Source organism: uncultured Propionibacterium sp. (genome assembly GCF_963539965.1).
In the GTDB taxonomy this organism is placed as follows: domain Bacteria; phylum Actinomycetota; class Actinomycetes; order Propionibacteriales; family Propionibacteriaceae; genus Propionibacterium.
Genome location: NZ_CAUTOU010000002.1, coordinates 111,146 through 123,454, shown reverse-complemented (window position 1 = coordinate 123,454; position 12,309 = coordinate 111,146). Strand labels below are relative to the sequence as shown.

Sequence of the window (12,309 nt, the reverse complement as noted above, 5' to 3'; positions counted from 1 at the left end):
CGGACGACTCCATCATCGTCATACGATTGGGGCCTCGTCTGTCGCCTATGTGGTGCAGGCCATCGTCAACAACCTCGGACCGCTGCTGTTCGTCATGCCGAATCCCTGCGCGGGCCTGCTCGTCGCCATGGCCGTTGCGGCAATTCGCTGGCCTCGGAGGCCTTCCCGCGCGGCGGTACGGCGCCGTTCGCCCTGCTGGCGCTCGGTGGTGACGCCGGCTGCGGCCTCGGACCGGACCTGGTCGGTCATGCCGCCGATCGCCTCGGCTCGCTCTCGACGGGTCTGGCAGTCGGTCTGGTCTTCCCCGCGACAGTCCTCGTCGTGACGACGACGGTCCACGTGTCCGGGGGCAGGGGTTCCCCCCGCCCCCGGTGGGGGCCGGCCGGTCTCAGTCGAGGCCTTCGCGCCTGGACCAGTAGGCCAGGCCGTTGGTGAAACCGCCCTGGATCGCGGCCTCGAAATGGTCGGCGCCCTGCAGCGGGTCGAGCAGGACGGTCATGCCCGCGTCCTGCGCGGCCTGCGAGACGGCCACGGCATCGGGCCCGAAGGTGCCGTCCTCGGTGCCGTAGGAGAAGTAGGCCCACATGTCCTCGTAGTGGTTCTCGCCGAGGATGGTCAAGGGCTTCACCGCGTCGTAGGCCGCCTGGTCACCGCCGAAGACGTTCTCGAGGTTCCACTCGGGATGCTCCTCGCCCTGGTAGAGCTCACCGGAGATGTCCAGGATCGTCCCGAACAGGTCGGGGTGCTTCGCGCCGAACAGGATCGAGCACAGGCCGCCGTTGGAGTAGCCCGCGACCGTCCAGTCGTCACGGTCGGCGGAGACGTTGAGGTTGTCCCCGATCCAGTTGACGACATCGGTCGTCACATAGGTCTCGACACCGCCGTAATAACTGGTGTCCATGCACAGCGTGTCATTGTCGGGATCGCCGAGCTGGTCGGCGAGGACCACGATCGGGGCGATGCCCTCGTGGGCCGCGGCGTAGGCGTCCAGGATCGCCGCCACGCTCGTCGGATCGGGATTGCCGGGCTGTCCCATCATCATGATGATGACCGGCAGCTTCGGCGCGTCCTCGACGAGCGCCGCAGGGGGCAGGTAGACGCCGGCGGACCGGGCGTCGAAGCCCGAGACGGTCGAGGGGATCGTCACATAGCCTGTCGTCCCGGCGTCCGGCATACCGGACGGCGCCGTCCAGGTGGTCGGATCGATGCGCCCGGAGTCGCTGAGGGCCGGCACGGAGATCGTCGTCCCCTGGTCGTAGCCGATGAGCGCACCGACGGTCTTGTCGATGCCGTAGACCTTGTTGACGCCGAGCACCGCTCCGGCGAGGAAGACGAGGCTCGCCAGCACGGCACAGCATCGGCGTCTCCAGGTGGACCAGCGGAAGTTCGCGACGGCGATGCCGATGGCGGCGAAGCAGCCGACGATGATGGCCCTCGCGGCCCACGGGATCGGGCCGCCGGCGACGTTGAGCCCCTTCTCGACCACGAGGAGGGCCAGGGCGCCGAGCACGGCGCCGTTGAGGGCGCAGACGCAGGCGGTGACCGCCCAGCGGCGCTTGCGCCTGATCAGCAGCCCGGCCAGGGCCAGCGCGCAGACGGCAGCGGCGGGCACCAGCTCGGCGGCATCGACGATGCGCCTGCCGGCGAGCCAGGCGAGCACCGATCCCAGCCATCCGCTGAGGGCGTTCATGAACCGCTCACCCCCGCCGGACGCCGCGAACGGATCATTCTGGAGATCACCGTGCGCCAGTTCACCTGGTCGGTGTCGCTGAGGTAGGCGGTGGTCAGGGCCCCGCCGATCGCGGGCAGCTGACTCGGGTCGGCGTAGACGAGGTAGACGGGCCGGAAGCTGGGCCCGAACTTGGACTTGAAGCGGTGCAGCGAGGTGAAGTCGTAGTACGGCTCGATCGCATCGGCGAGCTGGTCGACGAAACCGGTGATGGCGTCGGAGACCTGGTCCTCGACGGGCTCGTTCTCGCGCTCGACGCGGGCCAGGGGCGAGCCTGACAGGCTCATCACCTCGTAGCCCTCGTCCTGGAAGGTGAGGGCGGCCGTGCCGATGAGCAGCTCCATGCCGGAGTGGAAGGCCTTGGGGTGGTCGCTGCGGCGCATGACGTCGAGCAGCCAGCCGGTCACCCGCCCGTCGGTGTGGAACGGCAGCCAGGAGGCGACGGCATGGACGCGCCCGGCCTCGTCGACCGCGACCTCGCAGCGCACGGCCGGGTCGTCCATCTCGGCCAGGCCGCCGAGGGTGAAGCCCATGGGCGGCAGCGCCTGCTCGTCCTGCCAGTCCTCGACGACCCGGACGATGCCGCGGCGCAGCTGCGCCGGGCACAGCGGCAGGCTCGTCCACTCCACGGTGATGCCCTCGCGCCTGGCCCGGTTCATGGCGGTTCGGACGTCCTGGAAGCGCTTGCCCCTGAAGGCCACCTCGCCGAGCTCCAGGTGCGACTCCTCGGCGATCTGCATGGCATGCCACCCGCTCGCGCGTGCGGCCCGGGCGAACTCCGGGCCGACCGAGTAGAAGCAGGGAACGAGCCCCTGCTCGTCGCAGTAGGCGCTGAACTGGACGGCCGTGCGCATCTGGTCGCTGCTGAGGGGCTCCCCCACCGTCAGGGCGACGCCGTGCGAGGCGCGGTAGGCGACGGCCGACGCCCGGTCCGGCCCCAGCCAGTGGATGGCCCCGGGCCAGGCGGCCATCCACGAGAAGAGACCGCCCTTGCCCTCGACGACGAGCTCGCGCACGCGGGTCCTGTCGCGGGCGGTGCGCGCCGGGCCGACCGTCATGTCACGCACGAGCATGACGAGGAAGGCCAGTGTGGTCAGGAGCGGGATGAGATTGGCGACGAGCCCGGTGAGCAGGGAGTCGGCGGTCAGTCTCAGCGACATGCCGACGAATACCTCCAGGCCGAGTACGCGCGCGAAGGCGTCGTGGACGAGGTCGCCGGGCCGGGCGCTGGGCTCCCACAGTCCTGACGCGATCCAGCCGGTGACGACGAAGGCCGCCACCCCGATCGCATACACGCCGACGTAGCGTGCAAGACGCGTCACCACCTCGCGGTGGGACAGCCGGACGACGAACAGACCGCCGCAGGCCAGCAGCAGGATGATGATCGCCACCGGTTCGAGCACCGACACGAGGTTGACCGTCATGCGCAGGACGAACTGGCCCCGGCTCGGGGTGCCGGGTGCGCTCCACATCTCGACGAGATCGGGCAGCCCGGCGATGAGCGGAAGCACCGTCGTGACGCCCGTGGCGATGTTGACGCCGAGCGCCCAGAACCAGGCCGAGCGGCGCCCGCGCAGCAATCCGACGCAGACCACGAGCAGGATCAGCGAGGGCAGCACCGTCACGAGCAGGGTCGGGAACCCGGCGGTCTTGTGCAGACGGGCCAGCACGCAGGCGTGCTGACTGGCCAGTGAGCAGATGACGCGCAGTTCGGAGGACTCGAAGGAGCCGGTGCGCAGATAACCGCTGAACTGGCTCAGCGGGCTCTCGACGGCCGCCGACCAGGCCGAGACGATGGGACCGATGCTGGTGCAGGCGACGACGAGCGTCACGAGCGCGCGCCGTTCGGACAGCACCGGGCGGACACCGGTGCGTCGGCGCCCGCGCCACATGACGGCGCCGAGCGCGACGCCGACGAGCATCGAACCGCAGGCGACGCAGACCGTCGAGGTCGCGTCGTACAGCAGCAGGGTGACGGCCACCGTCAGTCCCGCCCAGCGCGCCCGCGAGCACCACAGGCGGGACAGGCCTCCCGAGACCGCCATGAGCGCACCCATGAACGCGGGGAAGGCGCCCGTCACCCAGCCCTCGCGCATGATCGTCGCCCAGTCGGGCCACCAGGGATGGATGACCCAGGTCAGTGCGGTGGTGAACAGGAAGCCCGACAGATGGCAGGCGAGCAGGACGATGCCGTAGCGCCAGGAGCCGAGGCGACGCTCGACGGCCGGCCCGGCGGCCAGTACAGCGGCCAGCACGACGAACAGCGCGGCCCAGGTGCCCGGGGCGATCAGTTCCAGGCCGATGCGGCTCAACCGGATCGTGTCGGGGTCGAAGCGCAGCTCGGACTGGTGGCTCACCGAACCTATCTCATCGGGGCCGGACAGGGCCAGGTGTCCTCCCCGGATCGTCATCGCCAACGAGACGAGTGCCAGCGCGAGGCTGACGGGGGCGCGCCCGAGACGGACGCCCCAGGCCCTCAGGCCCGAACCGATACGGCGAACGGGCACGGATGCCCTGCGCGCTGGATGATTGCTGCCGGCTGCCTGCACGACCCCCGATGGTAGGGCCCCCTGCAGGTGCAGGCCGGTCCCGGTCAGGATCCGGCCGGCGCCGGGCGGGGACGGGGAACCTGCCGGCGCGGGCAACAGGTTCAGGACAGCCTGGCAGTGATCAGCTCGCGCACGCGCCTGGCATCGGCCTTGCCGCCCAGCTGCCTCATGACGGCCCCGATGAGGGCGCCGACGGCCTGCGTCCTGCCGCCGCGGATCCTCGCGGCGACATCGGGGTTCGCCTCGATGACGGCATCGACGGCCGCGGTCAGGGCGCCCTCGTCACTGACCACGGCCAGGCCGCGGGCCTCGACGATCCGTCCGGGAGCGCCCTCGCCGGCCAGCACGCCCTCGATGACCGTACGGGCCAGCCTGTCATTGACCGTCCCGGCCTCGACGAGCTCCTGCACCTGGGCCACCTGGACCGGGCTGATCGCCAGCTCCTCGAGCGCGACGCCCTGCTCATTGGCCGCCCGGGCCAGCTCGGTGAGCCACCACTTGCGAGCGGCGACGGGATCGCAGCCGGCCGCAACGGTGGCCTCGATGAGGTCGAGGGCGCCCTCGTTGCCGATGACGTCGCGCATCTCCAGATCGGAGAAACCCCACTCGGACTGGAGGCGGGAGCGCTTGGCCGAGGGCATCTCGGGAAGGGAGGCGCGCAGCTCGGCGACCCACTCGCGGCCGGGGGCCAGGGGGATCAGATCGGGCTCGGGGAAGTAGCGGTAGTCCTCGGCCTGCTCCTTGGACCGGCCGGCGGTGGTGAAGCCGCCGGCCTCGTTCCACATGCGGGTCTCCTGCTCGACCCGGCCGCCGCCGGCCAGGACGGCGCCCTGGCGGCGGATCTCGTAGCGCAGGGCGGCTTCGACCGAGCGCAGCGAGTTGACGTTCTTCGTCTCGGTGCGCGTGCCCAGCTCATCCGACCCCTTGGGCATGAGCGAGACATTGGCGTCGCAACGCAGCTGGCCCTGCTCCATGCGCCCCTGCGAGACCCCGAGGGCGCGGACCATGTCGCGCAGGTGGGCCATGTAGGCGCGTGCGACCTCGGGGCCCCGCGCGCCGGTGCCGCGGATCGGCCTGGTGACGATCTCGACAAGCGGCACGCCGGCGCGGTTGTAATCCATCAGCGAGTGGTCCGAGCCCTGGATGCGGCCGGTGGAACCGCCCACGTGCAGGGATTTGCCCGCGTCCTCCTCCATGTGGGCGCGCTCGATCGGCACCTCGTAGCCGACACCGTCCACCTCGAGCTCGACCCGGCCGTCGAAGGCGATCGGCTCGTCGTACTGGCTGATCTGGTAGTTCTTCGGCATGTCCGGATAGAAGTACTGCTTGCGGGCGAAGCGGCACCACTGCGCGATCTCGCAGCCCAGGGACAGGCCGATCCGGATGGCCGACTCGACGGCCTTCCGGTTGACGACCGGCAGGGACCCGGGCAGGCCCAGGCAGACCGGGCAGGTGCGGGTGTTGGGCTCGCCGCCGAACTCGGTGGAACAGCCGCACCACATCTTCGAGGCGGTGCCGAGCTCGACGTGCACCTCCAGGCCGAGGACGACGTCGAAGCGCTCCATCGCCTCGTCGTAGCCCACGAGTTCGTCGCTGCTGCGCTGGAGGCTCATTTCGAGGCCTCCCCGTTCTCCGCAACGGGCAGCACGGGCGCCTGCCGGCAGAAGTCGGCCGTCCCGGCGAGCCTCTCGAGTGCCGCGCCGACGCGGTAGACGCGGTCGTCGCCGAGTACGGGGGCCATCACCTGGAACCCGACCGGCAGGCCGTCCTCGGGCGAGCGACCCGCGGGGAACGAGCCGGCTGCGACGCCGGCGAGGTTCGCCGGCAGGGTGCACAGGTCGCCCTTGTACATGGCCAGCGGGTCCCCCACCCGCTCCCCCAGCCTGAAGGCGGTCGTCGGGGCGACCGGTGAGACGAGCACGTCGACCCGGTCGAAGGCCGCGGCGAAGTCGCGCGCGATGAGCGTGCGCATCTTCTGCGCCGAACCGTAGTAGGCGTCGTAGTAGCCGGCGGACAGGGCGTAGGTGCCCAGAACGATGCGGCGCTTGAGCTCGGCGCCGAAACCGGCCCCGCGCGAGCGGCGCATGACGCTCTCGGCGGAGGTGGAGCCGTCGTCGCCCACCCGCAGCCCGTAGCGCATGGCATCGTAGCGGGCCAGGTTGCTGCTCAGCTCGCTCGGCATGATCAGATAGTAGGCGGCCAGGGCCTGCGCGAAGCTGGGGCAGGAGACCTCGATGACCTCGGCACCCGCCTGGCGGAGCAACTCGACCGATTCGGTGAAGCACCGTTCGACGCCGGCGGCGTAACCCTCGCCGCCCAGCTGGCTGACGACGCCGATGCGCATGCCGGTCACGTCGGCGGCACCGGCCGCGGCGACGACATCGGGGACGGGCTCGTCCAGGCTCGTCGAGTCGGCGGCGTCGTGGCCGGCGATGACGACGTGCAGGGCGGCCGCGTCGGCCGCGTTGCGCGCGCAGGGACCGGCCTGGTCGAGACTGGAGGCCATGGCGATGATGCCGAAGCGACTGACGCCCCCGTAGGTCGGTTTGACGCCGACGGTGCCGGTCATCGAGGCGGGCTGCCGGATCGAGCCGCCGGTATCGGTGCCGATGGCCAGCGGGGCCTCGAACGCGGCCAGTGCGGCGGCGGAACCGCCGCCGGAGCCGCCGGGGACGCGTTCCAGATCCCACGGGTTGCGGGTGGGGCCGTAGGCCGAGGACTCGGTGGACGAGCCGGTAGCGAACTCGTCGAGATTCGTCTTGCCGAGGATGACCAGTCCGGCGTCGAGCAGGCGCTGGACGACGGTCGAGTTGTACGGCGGAATCCAGCCCTCGAGCATCTTCGACGCCGCAGTGGTGGGCAGGCCCGCGTAGCAGAACAGGTCCTTGACGGCGATCGGCACGCCGGCCAGTGGTGACGCCGGGGGCTCGCCCGCCGCGACCCGGGCGTCGACGGCGGCGGCCTGGACCAGTGCGCGCTCGCCGTCGACCGCCAGGAAGGCGTGGACAGCGGGCTCGACGGCCTCGATCCTCTCGAGGAAGGCCCGGGTGATCTCGGTGCTGGTCTGCTCGCCGATCCTGATGCGCCGGCCCAGTTCCAGAGCGGTCGCGGTGCAGATGCCGCTGCTGTCGCTGCTCATGATGGCCTCAGCCGGCATTCGAGTCGTCGATGATGCGGGGCACGCGGAAGCGCTGCTGCTCCTGGGCGGGGGCGCCCGCGAGCATCGCCGCAGCGGGCCAGCTATCCCGGCGCTCGTCGTCGCGCATCACATTGGCCAGCGGTACGGCGTGGGAGCTGGGCGGAATGTCCTGATCGGCGAGAGCGCCCACCGAGGCGACGGCCTCGAGGATGACGTCCAGCTGGGGGGCGATCTCGGCCAGTTCTGCCTCGGTCAGTTCGATGCGGGCCAGACCGGCCAGCCTGCTGACGTCCTGCGGCGTGAGTGCCACGATGACCACTCCTTCACGGATTCGCGGACCCCGCAGCCGCCCGAACGTTCGGCGATCACCACCGGGGTCCTGCCCGCGCTCAATCCTATCGGGCCCATCGGGCGCTCCCAGCCCGCCCCGGCAGGACGGACCGGCACGGCTAGCCGCCCTGAACGGCCCTGTAGAAGACGGTGATGAGGGCCGTAACGGCGGCGAGGCCGACGACGAGCGCCGCCAGCGAGTAGACGCGGACGCGCTTCTTGCGCGAGGTGGTGGGCACCAGGGAGGGGCCCCACTCCCCCAGACGGGGACGCACGCGCACCGGGGCGTCGCCGGTGAGATCCAGGTCGGAGGAGAACTTGGCCATGCCGGCGATTCTAACCGGCCGGTACGGCTCGGGGCGCGGGACGTCAGGCATCGGCGGCGACCCTGGTCAGGTCGCGCAGGATCCGCCACTGGCCGGTACCGGGGGCCCGGGCCAGGCCGCAGGCCGGGGTGATGGCCCAGTCGGCCGGACGCGTCGAGCCCCCGGCGACGTCCAGCCGGGCGCGGGCCAGGGCCAGGCGGCGGGCGATGACCGAGGCGCCCTGCTCGGTCTCGTCGGCGCCGACCAGGCCCAGCCACAGACGGCGTTCCGGGTTGCCGGAGCACCAGCGGGCCAGCTCGTCCCAGAACCCGCTCCCCCGGTCGCGCACGTCCAGGCTCAGCGCATCGGCACCGGCCCCGCCCAGCACATCCAGGTGGGGGTCGACGGCGCAGCAGTGGACGACCACCTGGTCGCCGCCGGCCCTGGCGGCCTCGACGGCCCCGGCCAGGACTCGGCGGGCCTCCTGCCGGTCAACGGGCGGCAGGAGGCTGCGGCCGGACTCGTCGGGCACCCCGCCGTCCAGCACCATGGCCAGACACGGCTCATCGATCTGGACGGCGAACGCCCGAGCGATCAGGCGCACGGTGTCGCGCAGGAAATCTCCGACGCCGACCGCCCAGGACTGGGCGATGTCGCGGCGCGCGCCATGGTCGCCGATCGCCCGCCCGGCCCTCGGCAGGTCGATGCAGGCCGCCAGCGTGAGCGGCCCGGCGACGGTCAGCGTTGGGGTCCCCGGCCAGTCCTGGGCGGCCTCGGCGAAGATCTCGCGGTCCCCGACGAGCATGCGGCGGGCGCGGCGCCCGACGAGCGAGGGGCCCGGAGCCAGGCGCCAACCGACCGGACGCCGAGGCCCCCGGGCCGGCCGAGGCGGTGGGTCGTGGTGATCTCGGCGCAACCGCGCACCCTGTCGCCCTCGTAGAAGACGATGAACTGGCCGGGCGCCACAGAGGCCGCCGGGTCGTCGAAGACGACGCGTGCACGGTCTCCTTCACGCTGCACGGTGGCCGGATGGGCGGCGCCATGCGCCCGGAACTGGGCCGCACCGTGCCAGCCGTCGGGCAGCTCGGGGGCGGTCACCAGCAGGCGCTCGGCGAACACGTAGTCGACGAGCAGCGCGTCGCCCTGGCCGACGCGCACGGTGTTCGTGGCGGCGCTGATGCCGGTGACGTAGCGCGGCCTGCCATCGGTTGACGGGCGGCCGAGCCGCAGCCCCTTGCGCTGACCGATCGTGAAGTGGTGGATACCGGTATGACGGCCGATGACGTTGCCGTCCTCGTCCACGATGTCGCCGGGACGGTCGGGCAGGTGCTCGGCCAGGAATTCGACGGCACCGCCGGAGGAGATGAAGCAGATGTCGGTGGAGTCGGGCTTGGCGGCCACCGGCAGGCCGAGACGGGCGGCCTGCGCGCGCACCTCGGCCTTGGCGGCGAAGTCCCCGAGCGGGAACATGAGCCGGGCCAGCTCCTCCTGGCCCAGGACCGCCAGCACGTAGGACTGGTCCTTGCGCGGGTCGGCCGCGCGGCGCAGCTCGGCCAGTCCCTCCGAGGAACGGGTGATCCGCGCGTAATGGCCCGTCGCAACGGCCTCGAAGCCCTCGGCGCGTCCCCTGGCCAGTAGCCCGCCGAACTTCACGCCGCGGTTGCAGCGCAGACACGGATTGGGCGTCAGGCCCCGCGCGTAGGAGCCGACGAAGTAGTCGATGACGTGCTCCTCGAAGGGCCCGCGCAGATCCCAGACCGCCAGCTCGACGCCGAGCCGGTCGGCGATCCGCTGGGCGTCGGCGGTCTCCGGAACCGAGGCCGCCCCCATGAGCAGGTGGACGCCGACGACATCGTGGCCCTGCGCCTGGACGAGGGCCGCCGCCACGGCCGAGTCGACACCTCCGGACATGGCCACTGCAACACGCATCTGAGGAAGCTCCTGGAGCCGATCGGGATCAGTTCGCCATTTGCGCAACGACACACGCGCGTTCTGGCATACGCGCATCCTAGACCGGTGCGCCTACTAGACTCGCACGTCGTGCGTGAGCGGCCCGCGCACTGCGTCACGAAACCCCTCGCGCCGCCAGCCCGAAAGAGCAGTGAAGATGACCATCTCGCCTGCGCAGAACAAGTCCCTCGGGGCCGTGCTCACCGATACCGGCTGCAATTTCGCCCTCGTGGCGGCCAGAGCAGACCGCGTCGAGCTCGCCCTCGTCAACGACGACGGTACGACGATCCGCAACATCGACATGACCCGCGACGGCGACGTCTGGCACGCCTTCGTCGCCGGGGTCACCGCCGGCCAGCGCTACGGCTACCGCATCCACGGCAGGTGGAACCCCGATGCCGGACTGCGCGCCAACCCGGCCAAACTGCTGGTCGACCCGTACGCCCGCGCGGTCACCGCCGGCGTCGACTACACCGGCCCGATCCTCGACCACACCGCCGAGTCCTACTACGTGCCCGACACCCGGGACTCCGCCCAGTACGTGCCGTTGTCGGTCGTCGTGGCGGACTCCCCCGCGCCCGAGCCGATCGCCCGGCACCGCCGGCTCGAGGAGTGCGTCATCTACGAGACCCACGTCAAGGGCTTCACGATCATGCACCCGGCCGTGCCCGAGCACCTGCGCGGGCGCTACGCGGGTCTGGCGTACCCGGCCGTCATCGAGCACCTCAGGGAGCTGGGCATCAACACGATCGAGCTCCTGCCCATCCACCAGTTCGTCTCCGAGCCCTTCGTCATGGGCCGCGGCCTGTCGAACTACTGGGGTTACAACACCCTGGCCTACTTCGCCCCGCACGGCGCCTACTGCTCCGTGGGCACCGAGGGCGATCAGGTGCAGGAGTTCAAGAACATGGTGAGCGCCCTGCACCGCGCCGGTATCGAGGTCCTGCTCGACGTCGTCTACAACCACACCTGCGAAGGCAGCCACGAGGGCCCGACCCTGAACTTCCGGGGCATCGATCACAAGGGCTATTACCGTCTCACCGATGACCTGCGCAACGATTACGACGTCACCGGCTGCGGCAACTCGGTGAACACCGGCCACGAGGAGGTCCTGGATCTCATCCACGAGTCGTTGCGCTACTGGGTCACGCAGATGGGTGTCGACGGCTTCCGCTTCGACTTGGCCACCACCCTCATCCGCGACAGCGCCCACGGCGTCGACCAGAACCACGAGTTCAAGAGACGCCTGGCCGCCGACCCGGTCTTCGAGGACATCAAACTCATCGCCGAGCCCTGGGACATGGGCCCCTACGGTTACCAGGTCGGGCGCTGGGGCAGGGGCTGGAGCGAGTGGAACGACCGCTACCGCGGCTATCTGCGCGATTACTGGCGCTCCCAGGTGCACGGCGTCAACGAGCTGGCCTCCCGGGTGGCCGGCTCGCCCGACATCTTCGACCACGACGACCGCCCGCCGTCCAGCTCGATCAACTTCATCAACGCCCACGACGGCTTCTGCCTGCGAGATCTGGTCAGCTACAACGGCAAGCACAACGAGGCCAATGGCGAGGGCAATCGCGACGGCTCGGACGACAACCGCTCGTGGAACTGCGGTGTCGAGGGGGAAACCGATGATCCGGCGGTCAACGCGCTGCGTCACCACCAGGCGCGCAATCTGTTGGCCACGCTCATCATGTCCGATGGCACACCGATGTTCTGCGCCGGCGACGAGATGGGCCGCACCCAGCAGGGCAACAACAACGCCTACTGCCAGGACAACCGGATCAACTGGGTGCGGTGGGACCTGCTCGAGAACTGGGACGACGTCTTCGCCACGACCAAGCGGTTCATCGCGCTGCGAGCCTCCTCACCGCTCCTGCAGGCCGACGACTACCACTACCGCACCGAGGTCACCGACGCCGACGGCAAGGGCCTGGGCCGCTACGAGATGGCCTGGATGAACGGCTACAGCGGCGAGATGGGCGAGGACGACTGGAACGACAGCGGACGACGCCTGCTCGGCAAGTACGTCTCGAACGCCTCCGACGAGGCCTTCCTGATCTGGTTCTACTCCGGGGACCGGCCCATCGAGGTCACCACTCCCCCGGTCCCCTGGGGCACGAGCTATCTGATCGTGGCCTCGACCGCCGACGAGGGCGAACTGCCCGCCGACGCGCTGGCCCCGGGGGCCGTCTTCACACTGCCCGGCCGTACGGTCGCCGTCATGAAGGTGAGCGTACCGACGGCCAGGGCGCAGGTTGACGCGCTGGAGGGCGCCGAGGCCGAGTGAGCCACGGGGCCCGCATGCCC

10 protein-coding genes are annotated in these 12,309 nt (G+C 70.8%); 1 reads left to right on the top strand and 9 read right to left on the bottom strand.

Annotation, left to right across the window (positions count from 1 at the left end; all coding sequences use genetic code 11):
* Window positions 1–45: 45 nt before the first annotated feature.
* The 9 genes from R2N01_RS01455 to mnmA all read right to left on the bottom strand — a co-directional run bounded on the left by R2N01_RS01455 (window position 46) and on the right by mnmA (window position 10,059).
* Window positions 46–249 carry a hypothetical protein gene (locus R2N01_RS01455; protein WP_316667713.1) on the bottom strand — a complete coding sequence of 68 codons (204 nt, stop codon included), beginning with the start codon at window positions 247–249 and terminating at the stop codon, window positions 46–48.
* Between the two features lie 139 nt (window positions 250–388).
* The gene (locus R2N01_RS11375; protein WP_399553211.1) at window positions 389–1,174 is read right to left on the bottom strand and encodes an alpha/beta hydrolase; all 786 of its coding nucleotides are present in this window, start codon (window positions 1,172–1,174) and stop codon (window positions 389–391) included.
* Between the two features lie 512 nt (window positions 1,175–1,686).
* Window positions 1,687–4,236: a DUF2156 domain-containing protein gene (locus tag R2N01_RS01445; protein ID WP_316667709.1), complete on the bottom strand. Its 2,550-nt coding sequence runs from the start codon at window positions 4,234–4,236 to the stop codon at window positions 1,687–1,689.
* A gap of 143 nt (window positions 4,237–4,379) precedes the next feature.
* A complete protein-coding gene (gatB, locus tag R2N01_RS01440; protein ID WP_316667707.1) occupies window positions 4,380–5,891 on the bottom strand; it encodes an Asp-tRNA(Asn)/Glu-tRNA(Gln) amidotransferase subunit GatB in 1,512 nt (503 codons plus the stop codon).
* Complete coding sequence (gatA, locus tag R2N01_RS01435; RefSeq protein WP_316667705.1) at window positions 5,888–7,417, bottom strand: Asp-tRNA(Asn)/Glu-tRNA(Gln) amidotransferase subunit GatA; 1,530 nt, start codon at window positions 7,415–7,417, stop codon at window positions 5,888–5,890. Before gatA ends, gatB begins: the two co-directional genes overlap by 4 nt.
* A gap of 7 nt (window positions 7,418–7,424) precedes the next feature.
* Window positions 7,425–7,730 carry an Asp-tRNA(Asn)/Glu-tRNA(Gln) amidotransferase subunit GatC gene (gene gatC / locus R2N01_RS01430; protein ID WP_316667791.1) on the bottom strand — a complete coding sequence of 102 codons (306 nt, stop codon included), beginning with the start codon at window positions 7,728–7,730 and terminating at the stop codon, window positions 7,425–7,427.
* Between the two features lie 136 nt (window positions 7,731–7,866).
* Window positions 7,867–8,073: a hypothetical protein gene (locus R2N01_RS01425; RefSeq protein ID WP_316667703.1), complete on the bottom strand. Its 207-nt coding sequence runs from the start codon at window positions 8,071–8,073 to the stop codon at window positions 7,867–7,869.
* 43 nt (window positions 8,074–8,116) lie between these two features.
* The gene (locus R2N01_RS01420) at window positions 8,117–8,857 is read right to left on the bottom strand and encodes a hypothetical protein (protein ID WP_316667701.1); all 741 of its coding nucleotides are present in this window, start codon (window positions 8,855–8,857) and stop codon (window positions 8,117–8,119) included.
* The gene (gene mnmA, locus R2N01_RS01415) at window positions 8,791–10,059 is read right to left on the bottom strand and encodes a tRNA 2-thiouridine(34) synthase MnmA (protein ID WP_316667699.1); all 1,269 of its coding nucleotides are present in this window, start codon (window positions 10,057–10,059) and stop codon (window positions 8,791–8,793) included. Before mnmA ends, R2N01_RS01420 begins: the two co-directional genes overlap by 67 nt.
* 100 nt (window positions 10,060–10,159) lie before the next feature.
* On the opposite strand from mnmA, the gene glgX reads away from it, so the two are divergent.
* Window positions 10,160–12,289, top strand: coding sequence for a glycogen debranching protein GlgX (gene glgX, locus R2N01_RS01410; RefSeq protein WP_316667697.1), 2,130 nt, complete (start codon window positions 10,160–10,162; stop codon window positions 12,287–12,289).
* Window positions 12,290–12,309: the final 20 nt, after the last annotated feature.